The sequence below is a fragment of the Streptococcus sp. CF7_Ac1-12 genome (assembly GCF_024295905.1).
GTDB classification, from domain to species: Bacteria; Bacillota; Bacilli; order Lactobacillales; family Streptococcaceae; genus Streptococcus; species Streptococcus mitis_AP.
Genome location: NZ_JANCPG010000008.1, coordinates 65,029 through 87,184, shown reverse-complemented (window position 1 = coordinate 87,184; position 22,156 = coordinate 65,029). Strand labels below are relative to the sequence as shown.

Here is a 22,156-nt window from a genome sequence, read left to right as displayed (position 1 = left end):
TTTAGCGGGTGTAGTTTAGTGGTAAAACTACAGCCTTCCAAGCTGTTGTCGCGAGTTCGATTCTCGTCACCCGCTTTGAACTTTGTTCTTTGTACCAAGTTTTTGACTTGGGCGCGTAGCTCAGGTGGTTAGAGCGCACGCCTGATAAGCGTGAGGTCGGTGGTTCGAGTCCACTCGTGCCCATAGTGTTTAGTCCATTACTAGAGGATTGAAATATTATCTTTTTGCTAAGAGGACACGGGTTTATTCCCGTATAAACTATTTTGGAGGATTACCCAAGTCCGGCTGAAGGGAACGGTCTTGAAAACCGTCAGGCGTGTAAAAGCGTGCGTGGGTTCGAATCCCACATCCTCCTTTTTATTAACGCGGGATGGAGCAGCTCGGTAGCTCGTCGGGCTCATAACCCGAAGGTCGTAGGTTCAAATCCTGCTCCCGCAATAAGGCTCGGTAGCTCAGTTGGTAGAGCAATGGATTGAAGCTCCATGTGTCGGCGGTTCGATTCCGTCTCGCGCCATTTATATATTTTGGAAGGGTAGCGAAGAGGCTAAACGCGGCGGACTGTAAATCCGCTCCTTCGGGTTCGGGGGTTCGAATCCCTCCCCTTCCATTTTACGGGCATAGTTTAAAGGTAGAACTAAGGTCTCCAAAACCTTCAGTGTGGGTTCAATTCCTACTGCCCGTGTTAATAGAATTATGGCGGGTGTGGTGAAGTGGTTAACACACCAGATTGTGGCTCTGGCATGCGTGGGTTCGATCCCCATCACTCGCCTATTTTATATTATTGGGGTATAGCCAAGCGGTAAGGCAAGGGACTTTGACTCCCTCATGCGTTGGTTCGAATCCAGCTACCCCAGTTACTATTTGCCGGCGTGGCGGAATTGGCAGACGCGCTGGACTCAAAATCCAGTGTCCGCAAGGACGTGCCGGTTCGACCCCGGCCGCCGGTATAGTATAGAGTTAAGGAACGTTGTAAATCTTCGTTCCTTTTTTATATTATTTTTGGTATAATAATAGTTATTCAAATTTTATTCAGATTATGAAAGTGTAGGGAAGTATGTCTCGTTCTATCGATTTATTAAAACATCGGTATTTGAAAAATATTAAAAAAAATCCTGGATTATTTGTCGGGATTGAGCTGGAATATCCTGTTGTAAACTTGAAAGGGGATGCTACAGATGTTGAAGTTATCAAGTACTTATTCCGATATTTAGTTTCTTCTTTTGATTTAACTGTAGAAAAGGTTGATGATTTTGGGACTCCTATTCAGTTAGTGGAGCCAGCAAGTCAGGATGTTATTTTATTTGAAGTTTCCTATACTACGATTGAGTTTGCATTTGGTAAGGCTGAAACGATACAAGAGGTTGAAGAACGTTTTAGTATTTATATGGCAGCAATCCAGACAAAGTTAGCTGAATCAAATCATGCTATTGTTGGCTGTGGTATTCATCCCAACTGGGATAAAAATGAGAATTGTCCAGTGGCTTTCCCTCGGTATCGCATGTTGATGGACTATTTGAATTTGAGTAGGAATGTGAATGAATCAGACTTACATCATTTTCCTGAATATGGTGCTTTTATCTGTGGGAGTCAGGTACAGTTGGATGTTTCAAAGTCTAACTACTTACGGGTGATTAATGCTTTTACCCAAATTGAAGCTGTTAAGGCTTATTTATTTCCAAACTCTGAGTTTTCGGGAGCAGATTGGGATACGAAAATTTCAAGGGACATTTTCTGGGAAGACTCGATGCATGGTATCTATCCAGAGAACGTCGGTGTCAATGCTAGGCTATTTAAAGATGAGGATGATTTTTTTGATTATCTAGATCATTCTTCAATTTTTACTGCGGAACGTGATGGACAAACCTATTATTTTTATCCGATTCAGGCTAGGGACTATTTGGCTACACCTGAAATCCAAGCATATGCGCTTAATGGGGATGAGATTATTATTTATCCTCAAGAGAAGGATTTTGAAACCCATCGTAGTTATCAGTACCAAGACTTAACGACTCGCGGAACAGTTGAGTTTCGTAGTGTGTGTACTCAACCTCTAGATAGAACCTTCGCTTCAGCAGCTTTTCACTTAGGATTGTTGGTTAATTTAGATAAGTTAGAAGCTTACTTAGAAACAGTACCTTTCTTTAAAGAATTTGGTCGTGATTACAAGTTTTTAAGACGGCAATTTTCTAAAAAAAATCTTATAGCTGAGGAAAAAACTGCGATTATTGAATTTTCCAAAGACTTACTCCTTCTAGCTGAGGAAGGACTGGAGATGAGAAATAAGCAAGAAATGACCTACTTACAGGCTTTGAAAGAAGAATTGGGCCTATAATTTCTCTTACAAAAGGAGAATTTTCTGAAAAATCATGATATAATGGATGAGACTATAGATAAAGGACAGAGAGTAATGACATTAGTTTATCAATCAACGCGTGATGCCAACAATACAGTAACTGCTAGTCAAGCTATTTTGCAAGGTTTGGCGACGGACGGTGGTTTGTTTACACCGCTTACTTATCCAAAGGTAGATTTGGACTTTGACAAATTGAAAGATGCTTCTTATCAGGAAGTTGCTAAGTTAGTTTTGTCGGCATTTTTAGATGACTTTACAGCTGAGGAGTTGGATTACTGTATCAACAATGCCTACGATAGCAAATTTGATACTCCTGCTATCGCGCCATTAGTGAAATTAGACGGACAATATAACTTGGAACTTTTCCATGGTTCAACAATTGCCTTTAAGGATATGGCCTTGTCTATTTTGCCATACTTTATGACAACAGCTGCTAAGAAACATGGTTTGGAGAACAAGATTGTCATCTTGACAGCGACATCTGGTGATACTGGGAAAGCTGCTATGGCAGGATTTGCAGATGTACCTGGTACTGAGATTATCGTCTTTTATCCAAAGGATGGTGTCAGCAAGGTACAAGAGTTGCAAATGACCACTCAGACTGGCGACAATACTCATGTTATCGCTATTGATGGTAACTTTGACGATGCGCAAACAAATGTGAAGCACATGTTTAACGACGTAGTTCTTCGTGAAAGATTAGCGGCTAACAAGTTGCAATTTTCATCTGCAAACTCTATGAATATTGGTCGTTTGGTGCCACAGATTGTTTATTATGTTTATGCCTATGCTCAGTTAGTTAAGACTGGTGAGATTGTGGCTGGTGAACAGATCAACTTTACCGTACCAACAGGAAACTTTGGAAATATCTTGGCTGCTTTTTATGCCAAACAAATCGGCTTACCAGTTGGTAAATTGATCTGTGCTTCAAATGATAACAATGTTTTGACAGACTTCTTCAAGACACGTGTTTACGATAAGAAACGTGAGTTTAAGGTAACAACTAGCCCATCTATGGATATCTTGGTATCTTCAAACTTGGAGCGTCTCATTTTCCACCTTTTGGGTAATGATGCGGTTAAAACAGCTGAACTTATGAATGCCTTGAACAAGCAAGGACAATATGAGTTGACAGACTTTGATGCAGAGATTCTTAATCTCTTTGCAGCTGAATATGCGACTGAGGAAGAAACGGCAGCAGAAATCAAGCGTGTTTATGAGGCAGATTCTTATATCGAGGATCCACATACGGCGGTTGCCTCGGCAGTTTATAAGAAATACCAAGCGGCTACTGGCGATGTGACTAAGACAGTGATTGCTTCAACAGCGAGTCCATACAAGTTCCCAGTGGTTGCAGTAGAAGCTGTAACTGGAAAATCAGGGCTTGGCGACTTTGAAGCTTTGGCTCAATTACATGATATTTCAGGAGTGGCAGTGCCGCCAGCAGTTGACGGGCTTGAAACAGCTCCTGTTCGTCATAAGACAACTGTTGCAGCAACAGACATGCAAGTAGCGGTTGAGGCTTATCTAGGACTTTAAGACAGAGGGAGTAAACTCGGTTGGGAAACCAACTGAGTTTCTTTTCATCAGGAGGAAGGATTGTTTAAGAAAAATAAAGACATTCTTAATATTGCCTTGCCAGCTATGGGCGAAAACTTTTTGCAGATGCTCATGGGAATGGTGGACAGTTATCTGGTAGCCCACTTGGGCTTGATAGCTATTTCGGGTGTATCAGTAGCTGGCAATATTATCACGATTTACCAGGCGATTTTCATCGCTCTGGGAGCTGCTATTTCCAGTGTTATTTCAAAAAGTTTGGGGCAGAAGGATCAATCTATGCTAGCCTATCATGTGACTGAGTCCTTGAAGATTACCTTACTATTAAGTTTCCTTTTAGGATTTTTGTCCATCTTCGCTGGGAAAGAGATGATAGGATTTTTGGGGACGGAGAGAGATGTAGCTGAGAGTGGTGGGCTCTACCTATCTTTGGTAGGGGGATCGATTGTTCTATTAGGCTTAATGACGAGTTTGGGAGCCTTGATTCGTGCAATGCATAATCCACGTCTGCCTCTCTATGTTAGTCTTTTATCCAATGCCTTGAATATTCTTTTATCAAGTCTAGCTATTTTTGTTCTAGATATGGGGATAGCTGGTGTTGCTTGGGGGACAATTCTGTCTCGTTTGGTTGGTCTTGTGATTTTATGGTCGCAATTAAAGCTACCTTTTGAGAAACCGACTTTTGGACTTGATAAAGACTTACTGACCTTAGCTTTACCAGCAGCTGGAGAGCGGCTTATGATGCGGGCTGGAGATGTAGTGATCATTGCCTTGGTCGTTTCTTTTGGAACGGAGGCAGTGGCTGGAAATGCAATCGGAGAAGTCTTGACCCAGTTTAACTACATTCCTGCCTTTGGCGTTGCTACGGCAACGGTCATGCTGGTAGCTCGAGCAGTTGGAGAAGATGATTGGGAAAGAGTCGCTAGTTTGAGTAAACAAACCTTTTGGCTTTCTCTGGTCCTCATGCTACCCTTGACCTTCAGTATCTATGCTCTGGGTATACCACTAACTCATCTCTATACGACTGATTCTCTAGCGGTGGAGGCTAGTGTGCTAGTGACACTTTTTTCACTATTAGGGACCCCCATGGCTACTGGAACAGTCATCTATACGGCTGTTTGGCAGGGCTTGGAGAATGCTCGCCTTCCCTTTTATGCGACAAGTATAGGAATGTGGTGTATCCGCATTGGAACAGGATATCTGATGGGGATTGTGCTTGGTTGGGGCTTGCCCGGTATTTGGGCTGGAACCCTTTTGGATAATGGTTTTCGCTGGATATTTCTACGCTATCGTTACCAGCGTTATATGAGCTTGAAAGGATAGGAAATGCAAAAAACAGCTTTTATTTGGGATTTAGACGGGACTTTATTGGACTCTTACGAAGCGATTTTGTCAGGGATTGAGGAAACCTTTGGTCAGTTTGCTATTCCTTATGATAAGGAGCAGGTGAGAGAGTTTATCCTCAAGTTTTCTGTGCAGGATTTGCTTGTGCGGGTGGCAGAAGAGCGAAAGCTGGATGTGGAAGTGCTAAATCAGGTGCGTGCCCGGAGTTTGGCTGAGAAGAATGCTCAGGTAGTTTTGATGCCCGGTGCGCGTGATGTGCTAGCTTGGGCAGAGGAATCAGGAATTCAGCAGTTTGTTTACACTCATAAGGGAGACAATGCTCTTACCATTCTCAGAGATTTGGGTTTGGAGTCCTATTTTATGGAGATTTTAACCAGTCAGAGTGGCTTTGCGCGTAAACCCAGTCCAGAAGCGGCTACCTATCTGATAGACAAGTATCAGTTGGATCCTGAGAAAACCTATTATATAGGAGATCGGACTCTGGATGTGGAATTTGCCCAGAATAGTGGGATTCAAAGTATCAACTTTTTAGAGTCGATTTATGAAGGTAATCACAGGATTCAAGCGTTAGTAGATATTTACCATATTTTTGAGGTTGAGCGATAAAAAGATTGTGTCAGTTTTGTGACAGAGACCTAACAAACTATTTCAAGTAACCGAGTTTGTTACAAGGAATGGACAGTTCTGTTAAATAGGCCCAAGAGGGCTTTTTTTCTGCATTTTTTGTGTTATGATAGACAGGTACTCATTTGAAAGGAATTTGAAAGAATGAAGAAAAGAATATTATTAGCCTCAACAGTAGCCTTGTCATTTGCACCAGTATTGGCAACTCAAGCAGAAGAAGTTCTTTGGACTGCACGTAGTGTTGAGCAAATCCAAAACGATTTGACTAAAACGGACAACAAAACAAGTTATACAGTACAGTATGGTGATACATTGAGCACCATTGCAGAAGCCTTGGGTGTAGATGTCACAGTTCTTGCGAATTTGAATAAAATCACTAATATGGACTTGATTTTCCCAGAAACTGTTTTGACAACGACTATCAATGAAGCAGAAGAAGTAACGGAAGTTGAAATCCAAACTCCTCAAGCAGACTCTAGTGCAGAAGTAACAACTGCGACAGCAGATTTGACAACCAATCAAGTGACCGTAGATGATCAAACTGTTCAAGTTGCAGATCTTTCTCAACCAATTGCAGAAGCACCAAAAGAAGTAGAGACTACAAGTACAAAAAAAGTAGCATCAAGTTCAGAAGTTACAGAGACAGGGACTGCTTCAGAAGAAGTGGCACCATTTACAGGAACTTCTGTCCCAGAGGAGCAAACAGCAGAAACAAGTAGTGCAGTTGCAGAAGCAGCTCCTCAGGCAACGACTCAAGCTGAGAAGCAGGAAGCACAAGCAAGTCCTCAAGCTGAATCAGCAGTAGAAGCAACTACAGCGCCAGTAGAAGAAAAAGCAACCGAAACAACTGCAACAAGTTCAGAAGAAGCAAAAGAAGCATCATCAAAAGAAGCTACACCAGCAGTTTCGACTTATCAACCAGAAGAGACGAAACCAGTTTCAACAACTTACGCAGCTCCAGCTGCGCCTGATTATGCTGGACTTGCAGTAGCAAAATCTGAAAATGCAGGCCTTCAACCACAAACAGCTGCCTTTAAAGAAGAAATTGCTAACTTGTTTGGCATCACATCCTTTAGTGGTTACCGTCCAGGAGACAGTGGAGATCACGGAAAAGGGTTGGCTATCGACTTTATGGTACCAGAAAGCTCAGAACTAGGGGACAAGATTGCGGAATACGCTATTCAAAACATGGCCAGCCGTGGAATTAGTTATATTATCTGGAAACAACGTTTCTATGCTCCATTCGATAGCAAATATGGACCAGCTAATACTTGGAACCCAATGCCAGACCGTGGTAGCGTAACAGAAAACCACTATGACCACGTTCACGTTTCAATGAATGGATAAACCCGACTTTGTAATATCATTTTGACGAATGAGATATAGCTTTCATGATAGGAAGTAAGTCTCATTCGTTTTTTTATCATACTCTTTGAAAATCTCTTCAAACCACATCAGTTTTATCTGTAAACTCAAAACAGTGCTTTGAGCAACCTGCGGCTAGCTTCCTAGTTTGCTCTTTGATTTTCATTGAGTATCAATATGAATGGAAAATGGGAAGTTTCCATCTTGTAATAATCCAAGCAACATTCTTGCAATCTATTTTAGTTTGTATTATAATTGATTAGTCAATTATTGATAAATCAATAGAAAAGGGAAAGAAATGTTAGAAATTCAAGATTTACTGTATCAACTCCGCTTGTCTGAGCAAGCGAGTACGCAATTGTTTGAAAAAAGACTTGGAATTAGTTTGACAAGGTATCAGATTTTATTATTTTTGCTGGAGAATTCTCCTTGTAACCAAATGGCAGTTCAGGAGCGTTTGAAAATTGATCAGGCTGCCTTGACACGACATTTCAAGATTCTGGAAAAGGAAGGTTTGGTGGAGCGTCATCGCAATCCTGAAAATCAACGGGAAGTGTTGGTAGAGGCTACGAAGTATGCGAAGGAGCAGTTAGTGGTGAATCCTCCTCTGAAGCATATCAAGGTTAAAGAAGCGATGGCAAGTATCTTAACAGAGTCTGAAAGAACAGAACTCAGCCGTTTATTAAATAAATTGGTTTTGGGTATTGAAAATATAGAAATTTAAGGAGAAATAGATGTCAATTATTACAATCATTTTAGCAACGATTGTTGCTTTGGAGCATTTTTACATTTTTTATTTGGAAAGTATTGCAACGCAATCAGATGCGACTAGTCGTGTCTTTAACATGGACAAGGAAGAACTGGCTCGTCCGTCAGTAAGTTCATTGTTTAAAAATCAAGGGATTTATAATGCTTTGCTAGGAGTCTTTCTCCTGTATGGGATTTATTTCTCACAGAATTTAGAAATTGTGACTATTTTTGTCTTATTTGTGATTGGGGCTGCGGCCTATGGCTCTCTAACAGCAGATAAGAAAATTATTTTGAAGCAAGGTGGACCAGCTATTTTGACCTTGATTAGCATTTTACTTTTTAAATAAACTCAAAATGTCAATCCTAGTATCGCTAATCCTTTTCACTCCAGAATAAGGGAAATATGTTATACTTGTCTTTAAGAAAAGTGTTTCATGAAATCATTTGTAAGGAGATAGAAATGAAAGTATTAGTGACAGGTTTTGAGCCCTTTGGAGGGGAAAAGGTCAATCCAGCTTTGGAGGCTGTTAAAGGTTTACCAGCTGAAATCCATGGTGCGGAGATCCGCTGGCTAGAAGTGCCAACAGTCTTTCACAAATCGGCTCAAGTATTGGAAGAAGAGATGAGTAGTTATCAACCTGACTTTGTCCTTTGTATTGGCCAAGCTGGTGGAAGAACTAGTTTGACACCTGAACGAGTGGCCATTAACCAAGATGATGCACGCATTCCTGATAACGAAGGTAATAAACCGATTGACCTTCCCATTCGCCCAGATGGTGCTTCGGCCTACTTTAGTAGTTTGCCGATTAAAGCGATGGTCCAAGCTATAAAAAAAGAGGGATTACCGGCCTCTGTTTCCAATACGGCAGGGACTTTTGTCTGCAATCATTTGATGTATCAGGCCCTCTATTTGGTAGAAAAAAAATTTCCACATGTTAAGGCAGGTTTTATGCATATTCCTTATATGATGGAACAGGTGGTGAATCGGCCTACCACTCCAGCTATGAGTTTAGTGGATATTAGGCGAGGGCTAGAAGCGGCAATCGGCGCCATTATAGAACATGGAGATCAGGATCTCAGGTTGGTGGGCGGAGAAACTCATTGATAGAAAAAAGCTTGAGGGGTCACCTTCAAGCTTTTGGACGTTTTCGAGCCAGTACTGCTCTGTAGAAAATTATTTTATTGATTTGAATATAGGGTAGGAGTGAGAAACTAGCAATTCCAAAGGTAATCCAATTGAGGAAGTACCAAGGAAGGAGTTGTAAGTCTAGGACAAAGCGTTGAAATTTGTAGCCTTTCATCAGGAAACGGCTGGTTTTAAGGATTTGTCCTGGTTTGGCCTGTCCCAAGTCTAGGGTGTCACAGAGGAGAAATTCTACCTGTGAATAAGCATAGTATTGTGGAATATATAGACTATTTCCGACAATCATCAAGAGGATACTTGCTAGAAAGTAAAGACCAAAGGTCATGAGGAAGTGCTCAGTTTCAACTGACGTGAGATCCAGATTGGGAAACTCAGGATGGATGGCAACGAATTTCTTTGCTAGAAAGCTACTGTAAAAGAGGAAGTAAATCCCAAGTAAACTAGGAATGCTCCATAAGAAGAGGTAGAAACGTTTGAGAAGAAGAGTCAAAAAGGTTTGTGAAAAGTGTTCTTCGTTAAAGAGAGTAAGACTATTTTTGACGGATAGTTCTGTATCTGGATTCTTGATGAGTTTCAGCGTTGTATAAACTGAGTTGGTTAGAAGTATCGTCCCGATAAAGGAGACCAATAGTGGAAAGAGGTAGGCTTGGAATACATGACCAAACACGCTTAAAAAGGTTTGCTCTAAAATAGACTCGTTGATGCGCTCTAAGGGATTGAGGAAGCCAGACAAGATGACCAGCATGCTCGGTAAGAGATAGACGAGAAAGAGGCGGGGATTTTCAGCTTGAAATTGCCTAGCCTGCAGACGAATGGCTTTTAAATCAATTTTTGGGTATTTCATTCTCTCATTATACCATAGTTCGTGACAGTTCCAGCTTTTTTTGATAAAATCATACAGTATGCCCTTGGGCACAAAGTATGAACTGGGACTGTCTTTCCCAGCTTCGGAGGTAAAAAATGTCAGATTCACCAATCAAATATCGTTTGATTAAGAAAGAAAAACACACGGGAGCTCGTCTGGGAGAAATCATCACTCCCCACGGTACCTTTCCGACACCTATGTTTATGCCAGTTGGTACACAAGCCACTGTCAAAACTCAGTCACCTGAAGAATTGAAGGAGATGGGTTCGGGAATTATTCTGTCGAACACCTATCATCTCTGGCTTCGTCCTGGAGATGAACTTATCGCACGCGCAGGTGGTCTCCACAAGTTCATGAATTGGGACCAACCAATTTTGACAGATAGTGGTGGTTTCCAGGTTTATTCTCTAGCAGATAGCCGTAATATCACAGAAGAAGGCGTAACCTTTAAAAACCATCTCAATGGTTCTAAGATGTTCTTGTCTCCGGAGAAAGCTATCTCTATTCAGAACAATCTGGGCTCAGACATCATGATGTCCTTTGACGAATGTCCTCAGTTTTATCAACCTTATGACTACGTTAAGAAATCCATCGAGCGTACCAGCCGTTGGGCTGAGCGCGGTTTGAAGGCTCACCGTCGTCCGCATGACCAAGGATTGTTTGGGATTGTGCAAGGGGCAGGATTTGAAGACCTGCGTCGCCAGTCGGCTCATGACCTTGTCAGCATGGATTTCCCAGGCTACTCTATCGGTGGACTAGCAGTTGGAGAAACACACGAAGAGATGAATGCCGTCTTGGACTTTACAACCCAACTGCTACCTGAAAACAAACCTCGCTATTTGATGGGTGTGGGAGCGCCAGATAGCTTGATCGATGGGGTGATTCGTGGGGTGGATATGTTTGACTGTGTCTTGCCGACTCGTATCGCTCGTAACGGTACCTGTATGACCAGTCAAGGACGTTTGGTTGTAAAAAATGCTCAGTTTGCTGAGGACTTTACGCCACTGGATCCTGAATGTGATTGCTACACATGTAAGAACTACACACGCGCCTACCTTCGCCACCTCCTCAAAGCCGATGAAACCTTCGGTATCCGCTTGACTAGCTACCATAATCTTTACTTCTTGCTTAACCTGATGAAGCAAGTGCGACAAGCCATCATGGATGATAATCTTTTGGAATTTCGTGAGTATTTTGTTGAAAAATATGGCTATAATAAATCAGGCCGTAATTTCTAAAATGGAATTGATATAAGCCAAAATCCTAAGTTTTCTCTTGGGATTTTTCTTCTTTTTTTGATAGAATAAAGTGTACAATGAAAGGAAGAATAAACTCGTATGCGCATTAAATGGTTTTCCTTGATTAGGATTACAGGTTTACTTTTGGTACTCTTGTATCACTTCTTTCAGACCATCTTTCCTGGAGGATTTTTCGGGGTAGATGTCTTTTTCACATTTTCAGGTTTCCTGATTACGGCTTTACTCATCGAAGAATTTTCTAAGAATCACGAGATTGACTTGATTGGATTTTTTAGAAGACGTTTTTATCGGATTGTGCCACCTGTGGTTTTGATGGTCTTGGTAACCATGCCCTTTACCTTTCTAGTTCGCCAAGATTATGTGGCTGGAATTGGGGGTCAGATTGCGGGTGTCTTAGGCTTTATGACCAACTTCTATGAACTCCTAACAGGAGGGAGCTATGAATCTCAGTTCATTCCTCATTTGTTTGTTCATAATTGGAGCTTGGCTGTTGAGGTTCACTACTATATTCTTTGGGGCTTGGCAGTTTGGTTCTTATCCAAACAGGCTAAATCAAATGGTCAGTTGAGAGGAATGGTTTTTCTCTTGTCTGCTGCTGCCTTCTTGATTAGCTTCTTCTCCATGTTTATTGGTAGTTTTCTAGTAACCTCTTATTCCTCTGTTTACTTCTCCAGTTTAACCCATGTCTATCCCTTCTTTTTGGGAAGTGTGTTAGCAACTGTTGTAGGAGTTCGTCAGACGACTTCTCTCGTCAAGCAGTTGGATAAAATCTGGGATTTACGAAAGACCTTGTTGGTTTTTGCAGGAGGTTTTGGCTTCTTACTCATTTTGACCTTCTTTGTCAAATTTACCTATCTTTTTGCCTATCTTATGGGCTTCTTGCTTGCCAGTCTTGCTGCCCTTGCCATGATTCTGGCAGCGCGTGTCTTACATGAAAAGACTCCTAATATGCAGGAGCCAAAGATTGTTAGTTTTTTAGCAGATACTAGTTATGCGGTTTATCTCTTCCATTGGCCTTTCTACATTATTTTTTCACAGTTGACATCAAATCTTTTTGCTGTGTTACTGACTTTGATTTTTTCTTATGGCTTTGCCAGCCTATCATTTTATGTGTTGGAACCTTGGATTGCAGGAAAGGATACACCTATTCTACAAACTCTTCGTCCCCTGCCTCATATTCACACAATTCTTGCTGCAAGTACAGGAATCTTGGCCTTCATTGTCTTTTTAGTGACTTTGATGGCACCACAAGTGGGAGCCTTTGAGACAGACTTGACTGTCAATGGCTTGAAGCAAGCTGAAACAAATATTGGTCAGACAAAGTTGATGGCAGAACGAGCAGAAGCTGATAGTTTGGGAATTGCTGATGGCACTATGTTAATTGGTGATTCGGTAGCACTAAGAGCTAATACAGCTTTGCAGACAGCCCTTCCTGGAGCACAGATTAATGCGCAGGTCAGCAGAACAACCAAGACCGCCAATGAAATCATGCTCAACAATAGCCAGAATAAATTTCTACCAAAGATGGTGGTTATTGCAACAGGGGTAAATAATCCTGAAAATTACAAGGAAGATTGGGATAGTATCGTGAAAAATCTTCCTAAGGGGCACCATATGGTTTTGGTGACTCCTTATGAGGGGGATAAGACAAAAGAGACTTACGCAATCGTTGAGAAGGCGGCTGCCTATATGAGAGAATTAGCAGAGAAGACTCCTTACATCACGATAGCAGATTGGAATCAAGCTGCTAAGGAACATCCAGAAATTTGGACTGGGACAGACCAAGTCCATTTTGGAAGTGACAATAGTAAAATTGAAGCAGGAGCTAAATTGTATGCAGATACCATTGCTGCAGCCTTGCAAACAGCTCAAGACAAGCCAGTCAAATCAAAATAACTTGTATTAAAAAGAGAAGAGTTGGAGAAATCCAGCTCTTTTAAAATATATCTAGAAAACAGGTCTATACCATTTACAAATGAATCAGAAAGGTTTATAATGTAATTGACATAATAAATATCAAAAGTAATCTTTTAAGGAGGTCATTATTATGCCTAATTACGTTAAAGCGGATCAGTTTTTCTATCCATTTGGCATTCGTCGCGGTGGGTACTTAGAACTTGTTGATGGCAAATTTGGGAAACATGTGGATCAAATTCCTGAAGGAGCAGAGGTTCTTGACTATACTGGTTATAGCATTGCACCAGGTCTTGTGGATACTCATATTCATGGATATGCAGGTGTAGATGTGATGGACAACAACATTGAAGGTACATTGCATACTATGAGTGAAGGACTTCTTAGTACCGGTGTTACCAGTTTCTTGCCCACAACTTTAACAGCCACTTATGAGCAATTGCTTGCAGTCACTGAAAATCTTGGAAACCATTATAAAGAAGCAACAGGTGCTAAGATTCGTGGAATTTATTATGAAGGTCCATATTTCACAGAAACTTTTAAGGGGGCACAAAATCCAACTTATATGAGAGACCCGGGTGTTGAGGAGTTTCATTCTTGGCAGGATGCTGCAAAAGGGATGCTAAATAAAATCGCTATTGCACCAGAACGTGATGGGGTGGAAGATTTTGTACGTACTATTACAGGTGAAGGTGTGACAGTTGCACTTGGACACTCAGATGCGACATTTGAACAAGCTAAGAAGGCAGTCGATGCTGGAGCTAGTGTTTGGGTACATGCCTATAATGGGATGCGTGGTTTAACACACCGCGAACTCGGTATGGTAGGAGCTATGTATGAGCTCCCACATACTTACGCAGAATTGATTTGTGATGGTTATCACGTAGATCCAAAAGCTTGTGAGATTTTACTTAAGCAAAAGGGGACAGAAAACATCGCTCTTATTACGGACTGTATGACAGCTGGTGGGCTTGAAGACGGTGACTATATGTTGGGAGAATTCCCTGTTGTAGTAGCAAATGGAACTGCACGTCTCAAATCTACTGGTAATTTGGCAGGTTCTATCCTCAAACTTAAAGATGGTATGAGAAATGTAGTCGAGTGGGGTATTGCAAATCCACACGAAGCGGTCATGATGGCTAGCCTTAACCCAGCTAAATCTGTTCACATTGATGATGTCTGTGGTCAAATCCGTGAAGGCTACGACGCAGACTTTATCGTATTAGATAAAGATTTGGAATTGGTAGCAACCTATCTAGATGGTGTGAAACGTTATCAAGCATAAGAGAGAAAGCAGAAGTTAGTGACTAGCTTCTGCTTTTTTATCTATATTGCTTTACCGGTAAATAAAAAAGTTAAAAAAATCACAAAAAAACTTGAAGAAACAAACGAAAAGGCTTACAATTATATTATAAATAGTACAAATAAAAAAACGGAGGAATGCTTTATGAAAGCCTATACTTATGTTAAACCAGGACTTGCTTCTTTTGTTGATGTAGACAAACCAGTGATTCGCAAGCCAACAGACGCTATTGTGCGTATCGTAAAAACCACTATTTGTGGAACAGACCTCCATATTATCAAAGGGGATGTTCCTGCTTGCCAAAGTGGTACCATTCTTGGTCACGAAGGGATTGGGATAGTTGAAGAAGTTGGGGAAGGAGTTTCGAACTTCAAAAAAGGCGATAAGGTCTTGATTTCTTGTGTCTGTGCCTGTGGTAAATGCTACTACTGTAAAAAAGGAATTTATGCCCACTGTGAAGACGAAGGGGGATGGATTTTCGGTCACTTGATTGATGGTATGCAGGCTGAATATTTACGTGTTCCTCATGCAGATAACACTCTTTACCACACTCCAGAAGACTTGTCAGATGAAGCCTTGGTTATGCTATCAGACATTTTGCCTACTGGGTATGAAATTGGTGTCTTGAAAGGGAAGGTAGAACCTGGTTGTAGTGTGGCCATTATTGGTTCAGGTCCAGTTGGATTGGCTGCTCTTTTGACAGCTCAATTCTATTCACCAGCTAAATTGATTATGGTAGACTTAGACGATAACCGCTTGGAAACTGCTGTATCATTTGGTGCGACTCACAAGATTAATTCTTCAGACCCTGAAAAAGCCATTAAAGAAATTTATGATTTGACAGATGGTCGTGGTGTGGATGTTGCTATCGAAGCTGTTGGTATTCCTGCAACATTTGATTTTTGTCAAAAGATTATCGGTGTAGACGGAACGGTTGCTAACTGTGGTGTACATGGTAAACCAGTTGAATTCGACTTGGATAAACTTTGGATTCGCAACATCAATGTAACAACTGGTTTGGTATCTACAAATACAACTCCACAATTGTTGAAAGCACTTGAAAGTCATAAGATTGAACCAGAAAAATTGGTAACTCACTATTTCAAACTAAGTGAAATTGAAAAAGCCTATGAAGTTTTCAGTAAAGCAGCAGACCACCATGCAATTAAGGTCATCATCGAAAACGATATTTCAGAAGCTTAAGTAGTAAAAACATTTTGGAACACAAGCAAATAGAAATTCAGTCATTCATCAGATGGCTGGATTTTTTATCAAAAAATTAAGAAATGAGCATATTTCTTTCCTTGTTTAATGGAATTAGTTATAATATACGATACAAAGGAAATGAATGAATATGTATCGTGTTATAGAAATGTATGGAGATTTTGAACCTTGGTGGTTCTTAGAAGGTTGGGAAGAAGATATTGTAGCTAGTAAGAAATTTGATCAGTATTATGATGCTCTCAAATACTACAAAACTTGCTGGTTTAGATTGGAACAAGAATCCCCTCTTTATAAAAGTAGAAGTGACTTGATGACCATTTTCTGGGATCCAGAAGACCAACGTTGGTGTGATGAATGTGACGAGTATTTACAACAATACCATTCTTTGGCTCTTTTGCAGGACGAGCAGGTTATTCCAGATGAAAAATTACGCCCAGGCTATGAAAAACAAACAGGTAAGGAAAGGCACCGTTCTTGCCGTATGAAATTAAATTAGAGAAAAAGTAACTTTTTTGGAGTTGCTTTTTTTATTTTTCCAACTCTTTGCGAATAGTATAGTTGAGGAGGTAAGTATGGTTCAAGAAATTGCACAAGAAATCATTCGTTCGGCTCGAAAAAAAGGAGCGCAAGACATTTATTTTGTCCCCAAGTTAGACGCCTATGAGCTTCATATGAGGGTCGGAGACAAGCGCTGTAAAATCGGTTCTTATGATTTTGAAAAATTTGCGGCCGTTATCAGTCACTTTAAGTTTGTAGCGGGTATGAATGTTGGGGAGAAGAGACGTAGTCAACTTGGTTCCTGTGATTATGAATATGACCAGAAGATGGCATCTCTACGTCTATCTACCGTAGGCGATTATCGAGGGCATGAGAGTTTGGTGATTCGCTTGTTGCATGATGAGGAGCAGGACTTGCATTTTTGGTTTCAGGACATTGAAGAATTAGGTAAGCAGTACAGGCAACGTGGTCTCTATCTTTTTGCAGGTCCAGTCGGCAGTGGTAAGACAACACTGATGCACGAATTGGCCAAGTCCCTCTTTAAAGGACAGCAGGTCATGTCCATCGAAGATCCTGTTGAAATCAAGCAGGACGACATGCTCCAATTGCAGTTGAATGAGGCAATCGGGTTGACCTATGAAAATCTCATCAAACTTTCCTTACGTCATCGACCAGATCTCTTGATTATCGGAGAAATTCGAGACAGCGAGACGGCGCGTGCAGTGGTCAGAGCCAGTTTGACAGGGGCGACGGTCTTTTCAACCATTCATGCCAAGAGTATCCGAGGTGTTTATGAACGCTTGCTGGAGTTGGGTGTGAGTGAGGAGGAATTGACAGTCGTTCTGCAAGGAGTCTGCTACCAGAGATTAATCGGGGGAGGAGGAATCGTTGACTTTGCAAACAAAGACTATCAAGAACACCAGCCAACTAGCTGGAATGAACAGATTGACCAGCTTATTAAAGATGGACATATCACAAGTCTTCAGGCTGAAACAGAAAAAATTAGCTACAGCTAAGCAAAAAAATATCATTACCTTGTTTAACAATCTCTTTTCCAGCGGTTTTCATCTGGTGGAGACTATCTCCTTTTTAGATAGGAGTGCTTTGTTAGACAAGCAGTGTGTGACCCAGATGCGCACGGGCTTGTCTCAAGGGAAATCATTCTCAGAAATGATGGAAAGTTTGGGGTTTTCAAGTGCCATTGTCACTCAGCTATCCCTAGCTGAGGTTCATGGGAATCTTCACCTGAGTTTGGGAAAGATAGAAGAATATCTAGATAATCTGGCCAAGGTCAAGAAAAAGTTAATTGAAGTAGCGACCTATCCCTTGATTTTGCTGGGATTTCTTCTCTTAATTATGCTGGGACTACGCAACTACCTACTACCCCAACTGGACAGTAGCAATATTGCCACCCAAATCATCGGTAATTTGCCACAAATCTTTCTGGGCATGGTAGGGTTTGTTTCTGTATTTGCACTTTTAGCAGTAACTTTCTATAAAAGAAGTTCTAAGATGCGCGTCTTTTCTATCTTAGCACGCCTTCCTTTTCTTGGAATCTTTGTACAGACCTATTTGACAGCCTATTATGCGCGTGAATGGGGGAATATGATTTCACAGGGAATGGAGCTGACGCAGATTTTTCAGATCATGCAGGAACAAGGTTCCCAGCTCTTTAAAGAAATCGGTCAAGATCTGGCTCAAGCTCTGCAAAATGGTCGCGAATTTTCTCAGACGATAGGAACCTATCCTTTCTTTAGGAAGGAATTGAGTCTCATCATCGAGTATGGGGAAGTCAAGTCCAAGCTGGGGAGTGAGTTGGAAATCTATGCTGAAAAAACTTGGGAAGCCTTTTTTACCCGAGTCAATCGCACCATGAATTTGGTGCAGCCATTAGTTTTTATCTTTGTGGCCCTTATTATCGTTTTACTTTATGCGGCAATGCTCATGCCCATGTATCAAAATATGGAGGTAAATTTTTAACATGAAAAAAATGATGACATTCTTGAAAAAAGCGAAAGTGAAGGCTTTCACGCTTGTGGAAATGTAGGTTACTAAAATTATCTATATTTTCCACTTGATAACAATGTCCTCAGCTGTTACCTGAACCTTGTTTATAAGCCCTCTAACAAGTACCTTCTGTTTCTCATAATCCATTGAAAACACTTTTTCAGCGTTTAGCAGATTCCTCATATCAGCCTTTCTTTTGTTCTTCCTGAGTGCTGGATCGTTTTCCAGTTCAGTCTCAAGAGTAGCCCTCATGCTTATAAATTCGGCTGACTTGCTCTGTAATTCTTCAAGGGTAATGCGGTCATCTATGTATAGATCGTTGAGTCTGCTTAGTTTCTTTGATAGCTCCTCTATTTGTCTCTTGTAGCTCTCGCGGTCTATGGCCTCAGCATTGTCTCCTGAAAATATTTTGTCTAGGTAATCAGCGTCATCTTGTAGTTTACTTATTTCTTCTAGCACATAGGCCTCTAGCTTGTCTTTGTAGTAAAATCCTGAGTCACACTTTTTATTGTCGTTGTAGGTAGTAACGCCTCTCAGCGTTCGTGGGTGCCTTTGATGGCATTCATATTTTTTTAACCTGCTCCCATCTTTCCTCTTTACGCCTAACATAATTTTTAAAGGAGCGCCACAATATCCACATTGGGCGATACCGGATAGAATATACTTAGCTTGGAATGGTCTAGGATTGACATTCTCTGCTGCTGTCCTTTGTCTGATTTTTAACTCAGATTGAGTCTTATCGTATTCCTCTTTTGAAATAATCGGCTCATGATTACCTGGATAAATTTCTCCCTTATACTGATTGAAACCACAATAGACAGGGTTATCTAGTATGGTCCTGACCGCCCGATAACTCCAAGGCACATGCTTTGGGTATTTCTCATTCAGATCATCTCTCAGTTTAGTAATGGATCTCCCTCTCAGATAACTCTCAAATATAAATTTAACAGTCAGAGCCTGAGCTGGATTGATAGTAATGGTTCCAGTCTCTCTGTGGTAGTCGTATCCATAGGATGTTTTAGCCCACATCATGGATTTTCCAGCCTTGGCCCGTCCTATTTTACCAAGTTGCATACGCTCCTTGATTTGCTCTCTTTCTAGCTGGGCAAAGACACTCAAGAGTCCAATCATAGCCTTACCAAAGGGAGTAGAGGTGTCAAAATTTTCCTGCAAGCTCAGAAAGGCTATATTATTCTTTATGAAAATATCTTCAATCAAGTAAAGCGTGTCTTTTTGACTACGGCTAAGACGGTCCAGCTTATAGACTAGAACTGTGTCAAATTTTCTTTTTTTTGCGTCTTTGATAAGACTTTCTAGCGCTGGTCTGTCAGTATTGGATCCTGAGAAACCTCCATCAGTATATACTTTATATACATTCCAGTCTTTGATGTCGCAATAGCTAGAGAGTTTAGCTTTTTGTTCATCTATCGAGTAGCCCTCTTCTGCCTGAGATGTGGTCGACACCCTAACATAGATTGCGACTTTATTTGTAGTTATCATTGAATTTGTACCTCTTTTTTGATAAAATGGGTACAAGAAAAAGAGCTTTTTAATGCTTTTTTCTTGCCTACAGCCTCACGCTCTCGGTCGCCAAACTTCTGAGCGTGGGGCTTTTTTTGTTTTTATTGTAAAAGTCGTTGTTTCTGTGCTGTAAATTCTTCCTGTGTCAGAACACCAGCGTCTAGTAGTTCTTTTAGTTTCATTAGCTCATCAGCAACAGATATACTTGATATGGTTTGCTCAATTTGTGGAGCCTCTGCAACTTGTTCAACTGGTACTGTTTGACTGAGGTTTTCAGCTAGGATACTAAGTAACTTAACCTCTAGCTCAGCATTGTAAGGCACGTTTAGAACTGTTTTGAAAGGGTCATCTCTAGTCAGTACAATAGTTCTAGTTACTTGTTGACTAGTTACAGCCTCATTCTCCCCTGTGGATTGTTTCTTAGCTGTCAACGCACCCGCCAAAGTTCCAACTCCTGGCATGAGGATAGTACCCACGGCTGCTCTAGTCATAACGCCCTTACGCTTTTCTTTACCCTTTGATTTTGTAGAAGTAACCTCTTTGACGGACTCAAAGACCTGTATGTCTTTTATTGTGTCGTACTTAACAATGGTACCCAATCCCATTGAACCAAGAGAGATGACTCTTAAGTTATCATCCCACTTGGCACACATGAAAATCTTGCCTGTAGGTTTCATAGCCTCAGCTAATTGTTTCATTTCTTCCTTGTATTGGCGTTTAGCCTCTTTCATTTCTGCACTATCAAAAATTCCCATTATCCTATACCTCTCTAATTTTTCTTATAAATATCTACGACCTCTCCGATTGTTCGGATGTCGTCGTTTTCTGACAAGTGGATTTCTTCGTATCCACTATTTAAACTTTGTAAGTACCAAGAACCATCATAATCTCTTTTAAGCTTTTTGACGAAGTTCTTGCCGTTCACTTGGAAAATGCCGATTGAGTTGATATCCACTTGACTAGTTACCTTGATAAATAGAAGGTCATTATCTTCTATGAGTGGCTCCATTGAGTCGCCTGCCACCTTAGCTATCGTGTCGTATTCCTCTGGCACATCTTCAGCTCTGAGCTTTACTTCCATGTGTAAATTGTCTTCCTGAAACGTTCCATGTCCTGCTGCAACCAAGCCCTCAACGTAGTCAATGATATAATCTTCATTGCTTACCTTCTCGAAGATAGAAACAACCTTAGAACTTTCCTGCTCATCAAGTTGAGCACTGGCAAAGTCGAGGACCTTTTCTTGTCTAGGTTCTTCTAGTTGGTTGTAGATGGTTAGGATTTCGGGTCTTTCTTTACTCTCTTTTTGAATTCCTAAAAGAAATTCTGGCGTAATATTGAAGATTCTAGCAAAATCATCAGCTTTATTGAGAGGGAATTCTCTAGTCTTATTGAAATACCTAGACATTGTTGATTTAGCTATTCCAACACGTCTAGCTAACTCACTCATAGACATCCCTTTCTTTTTAGCTTCTTCCTGGATTAAAGAAATGATTTCTTCATTAGTTCTCATGTTTCTTAGTTCCTTTTATTTGATAAGTTAATTATATCATCGTTCCCAAATAAATACAAGAGAAACACAAAAAAACATTTTTTATTATTTTTTTTAAAAAAATAGTTGACAAAATGGAACGAATAGAGTTATAATGAACTCGTTCCGTGTCGGGAACGAAAAATACTAAAAGGAGAACACGTTATGACAGTTAATCTGAAACGATTAAAAGCTGAACGGATTGCTAGTGGCATGACACAAGATGAAGTAGCTCATAAGATGGGTTGGAAATCACGTACACCATACGCTAAACGTGAAAACGGCTTAGTTTCTATTGGCGCCGACGAACTTGCGAAAATCACAAAGATTTTTGGACTGCCAATGGAAAAAATCACTATTTTTTTTAGCGATAACGTTCCCGAAATGGAACATACAGCTTAGGAAGGAGTACTCATGAAGCAATTAAAACTAAGCATTAAACCAAAGCAAGAACCTACTGAGGGTCAATCTCTTAATTCGTCAGGTTATTCAGTAAAAATCAATGACTGGGAACTCGGTCGTGGGGTTACTGATTTTAAATTAGAAATGCCTGCGAGCGGAAAACCAAAAATCACTATCACAGCGTTTCCAAATGTTATTGAAATCGATGCGATAGTGATTGCTGAAATTCAGAATTTACAATCTGAATGCGATATAGAATCCTGAGAAATCTTCTTCGAGATATCCTGAAATTTGACCAGTTGAGATTAGTTTCTTAGCAGTATCTCTAAAATCATCTTGATCAAATTCTTCAGAGTGGAAATCATGAGAAGTTCCAACTGGAACAGTCGACTCCAGTTTAGCAAATTCTAGGATTTTATCAGCTATATTTTTATCAAATGACATTTTTAACCCTCCTTTCTGCTTACATTATAGCAGAAAGAAATTGAGAAAAATAGA

General features: G+C 40.6%; 22 protein-coding genes, 10 tRNA genes and 1 pseudogene. 28 read left to right on the top strand and 5 right to left on the bottom strand.

Annotated features, from left to right (window positions below):
- The first annotated feature begins 4 nt into the window (after positions 1-4).
- The 18 genes from NMM17_RS05650 to pcp all read left to right on the top strand — a co-directional run bounded on the left by NMM17_RS05650 (position 5) and on the right by pcp (position 9,098).
- Positions 5-75, top strand: a tRNA-Gly gene (locus NMM17_RS05650).
- A 34-nt stretch (positions 76-109) separates the two neighbouring features.
- Positions 110-183 (top strand) — tRNA-Ile (locus tag NMM17_RS05645).
- Between the two features lie 82 nt (positions 184-265).
- A tRNA-Ser gene (locus NMM17_RS05640) sits at positions 266-355 on the top strand.
- A gap of 9 nt (positions 356-364) precedes the next feature.
- Positions 365-438: transfer RNA gene (locus NMM17_RS05635), tRNA-Met, on the top strand.
- 3 nt (positions 439-441) lie between these two features.
- Positions 442-514 (top strand) — tRNA-Phe (locus tag NMM17_RS05630).
- A 12-nt stretch (positions 515-526) separates the two neighbouring features.
- A tRNA-Tyr gene (locus tag NMM17_RS05625) sits at positions 527-607 on the top strand.
- 4 nt (positions 608-611) lie between these two features.
- A tRNA-Trp gene (locus NMM17_RS05620) sits at positions 612-682 on the top strand.
- A 14-nt stretch (positions 683-696) separates the two neighbouring features.
- Positions 697-769, top strand: a tRNA-His gene (locus NMM17_RS05615).
- A gap of 13 nt (positions 770-782) precedes the next feature.
- Positions 783-854, top strand: a tRNA-Gln gene (locus NMM17_RS05610).
- A 9-nt stretch (positions 855-863) separates the two neighbouring features.
- Positions 864-947 (top strand) — tRNA-Leu (locus tag NMM17_RS05605).
- Between the two features lie 107 nt (positions 948-1,054).
- Positions 1,055-2,332: a gamma-glutamylcysteine synthetase gene (locus tag NMM17_RS05600; RefSeq protein WP_254754016.1), complete on the top strand. Its 1,278-nt coding sequence runs from the start codon at positions 1,055-1,057 to the stop codon at positions 2,330-2,332.
- Positions 2,333-2,407: 75 nt separating this feature from the next.
- Positions 2,408-3,892: a threonine synthase gene (thrC, locus tag NMM17_RS05595; RefSeq protein WP_254754015.1), complete on the top strand. Its 1,485-nt coding sequence runs from the start codon at positions 2,408-2,410 to the stop codon at positions 3,890-3,892.
- A gap of 60 nt (positions 3,893-3,952) precedes the next feature.
- The gene (locus tag NMM17_RS05590; protein WP_254754014.1) at positions 3,953-5,233 is read left to right on the top strand and encodes an MATE family efflux transporter; all 1,281 of its coding nucleotides are present in this window, start codon (positions 3,953-3,955) and stop codon (positions 5,231-5,233) included.
- A 3-nt stretch (positions 5,234-5,236) separates the two neighbouring features.
- On the top strand, positions 5,237-5,860 hold the full coding sequence (locus NMM17_RS05585) for an HAD family hydrolase (protein WP_001172841.1): 624 nt from the start codon (positions 5,237-5,239) through the stop codon (positions 5,858-5,860).
- Between the two features lie 162 nt (positions 5,861-6,022).
- Positions 6,023-7,225, top strand: a complete 1,203-nt coding sequence (locus NMM17_RS05580) for a LysM domain-containing protein (protein ID WP_254754013.1) — start codon at positions 6,023-6,025, stop codon at positions 7,223-7,225.
- Between the two features lie 316 nt (positions 7,226-7,541).
- Entirely contained in the window at positions 7,542-7,967 is a 426-nt protein-coding gene (locus tag NMM17_RS05575) for a MarR family winged helix-turn-helix transcriptional regulator (protein WP_000890083.1), read from the top strand.
- Between the two features lie 10 nt (positions 7,968-7,977).
- Complete coding sequence (locus NMM17_RS05570; protein WP_000022852.1) at positions 7,978-8,340, top strand: DUF1304 domain-containing protein; 363 nt, start codon at positions 7,978-7,980, stop codon at positions 8,338-8,340.
- A 113-nt stretch (positions 8,341-8,453) separates the two neighbouring features.
- Positions 8,454-9,098: a pyroglutamyl-peptidase I gene (gene pcp / locus NMM17_RS05565; RefSeq protein WP_000866929.1), complete on the top strand. Its 645-nt coding sequence runs from the start codon at positions 8,454-8,456 to the stop codon at positions 9,096-9,098.
- A gap of 25 nt (positions 9,099-9,123) precedes the next feature.
- On the opposite strand, the gene NMM17_RS05560 is transcribed toward pcp, so the two are convergent.
- Entirely contained in the window at positions 9,124-9,981 is an 858-nt protein-coding gene (locus tag NMM17_RS05560) for a DUF975 family protein (RefSeq protein ID WP_000876899.1), read from the bottom strand.
- A gap of 116 nt (positions 9,982-10,097) precedes the next feature.
- Here NMM17_RS05560 and tgt point away from each other — a divergent pair, with 116 nt between their 5' ends.
- The 8 genes and pseudogenes from tgt to NMM17_RS05520 all read left to right on the top strand — a co-directional run.
- On the top strand, positions 10,098-11,240 hold the full coding sequence (gene tgt, locus NMM17_RS05555; protein WP_001285237.1) for a tRNA guanosine(34) transglycosylase Tgt: 1,143 nt from the start codon (positions 10,098-10,100) through the stop codon (positions 11,238-11,240).
- Between the two features lie 99 nt (positions 11,241-11,339).
- Positions 11,340-13,157: an acyltransferase family protein gene (locus tag NMM17_RS05550; RefSeq protein ID WP_001220870.1), complete on the top strand. Its 1,818-nt coding sequence runs from the start codon at positions 11,340-11,342 to the stop codon at positions 13,155-13,157.
- 151 nt (positions 13,158-13,308) lie between these two features.
- Positions 13,309-14,460 (top strand): N-acetylglucosamine-6-phosphate deacetylase, encoded by a 1,152-nt coding sequence (gene nagA / locus NMM17_RS05545; protein WP_001134549.1) that lies wholly within the window; start codon positions 13,309-13,311, stop codon positions 14,458-14,460.
- A gap of 162 nt (positions 14,461-14,622) precedes the next feature.
- On the top strand, positions 14,623-15,681 hold the full coding sequence (locus NMM17_RS05540; RefSeq protein WP_000649459.1) for a zinc-dependent alcohol dehydrogenase family protein: 1,059 nt from the start codon (positions 14,623-14,625) through the stop codon (positions 15,679-15,681).
- Positions 15,682-15,832: 151 nt separating this feature from the next.
- A complete protein-coding gene (locus NMM17_RS05535) occupies positions 15,833-16,198 on the top strand; it encodes a DUF1033 family protein (RefSeq protein WP_000286406.1) in 366 nt (121 codons plus the stop codon).
- Positions 16,199-16,274: 76 nt separating this feature from the next.
- Positions 16,275-17,216, top strand: coding sequence for a competence type IV pilus ATPase ComGA (comGA, locus tag NMM17_RS05530; protein WP_000249560.1), 942 nt, complete (start codon positions 16,275-16,277; stop codon positions 17,214-17,216).
- A complete protein-coding gene (comGB, locus tag NMM17_RS05525; RefSeq protein WP_080566633.1) occupies positions 17,164-18,180 on the top strand; it encodes a competence type IV pilus assembly protein ComGB in 1,017 nt (338 codons plus the stop codon). The genes comGA and comGB overlap by 53 nt, the downstream gene beginning before the upstream one ends.
- Position 18,181: 1 nt before the next feature.
- Positions 18,182-18,244: pseudogene (locus NMM17_RS05520) on the top strand (competence protein ComGC); the annotation flags it as partial.
- Between the two features lie 17 nt (positions 18,245-18,261).
- On the opposite strand, the gene NMM17_RS05515 reads toward NMM17_RS05520, so the two are convergent.
- The 3 genes from NMM17_RS05515 to NMM17_RS05505 form a co-directional block, all read right to left on the bottom strand.
- Complete coding sequence (locus NMM17_RS05515; protein WP_254754012.1) at positions 18,262-19,707, bottom strand: recombinase family protein; 1,446 nt, start codon at positions 19,705-19,707, stop codon at positions 18,262-18,264.
- Between the two features lie 122 nt (positions 19,708-19,829).
- Positions 19,830-20,483 carry an SHOCT domain-containing protein gene (locus tag NMM17_RS05510; protein ID WP_254754011.1) on the bottom strand — a complete coding sequence of 218 codons (654 nt, stop codon included), beginning with the start codon at positions 20,481-20,483 and terminating at the stop codon, positions 19,830-19,832.
- Positions 20,484-20,497: 14 nt separating this feature from the next.
- Complete coding sequence (locus tag NMM17_RS05505; protein ID WP_254754010.1) at positions 20,498-21,238, bottom strand: XRE family transcriptional regulator; 741 nt, start codon at positions 21,236-21,238, stop codon at positions 20,498-20,500.
- 183 nt (positions 21,239-21,421) lie between these two features.
- Here NMM17_RS05505 and NMM17_RS05500 point away from each other — a divergent pair, with 183 nt between their 5' ends.
- Positions 21,422-21,658: a helix-turn-helix transcriptional regulator gene (locus tag NMM17_RS05500; protein WP_254754009.1), complete on the top strand. Its 237-nt coding sequence runs from the start codon at positions 21,422-21,424 to the stop codon at positions 21,656-21,658.
- A gap of 12 nt (positions 21,659-21,670) precedes the next feature.
- On the top strand, positions 21,671-21,922 hold the full coding sequence (locus NMM17_RS05495) for a hypothetical protein (protein WP_254754008.1): 252 nt from the start codon (positions 21,671-21,673) through the stop codon (positions 21,920-21,922).
- On the opposite strand, the gene NMM17_RS05490 is transcribed toward NMM17_RS05495, so the two are convergent.
- The gene (locus tag NMM17_RS05490) at positions 21,893-22,102 is read right to left on the bottom strand and encodes a hypothetical protein (protein ID WP_254754007.1); all 210 of its coding nucleotides are present in this window, start codon (positions 22,100-22,102) and stop codon (positions 21,893-21,895) included. The genes NMM17_RS05495 and NMM17_RS05490 overlap by 30 nt on opposite strands.
- Between the last annotated feature and the right edge of the window lie 54 nt (positions 22,103-22,156).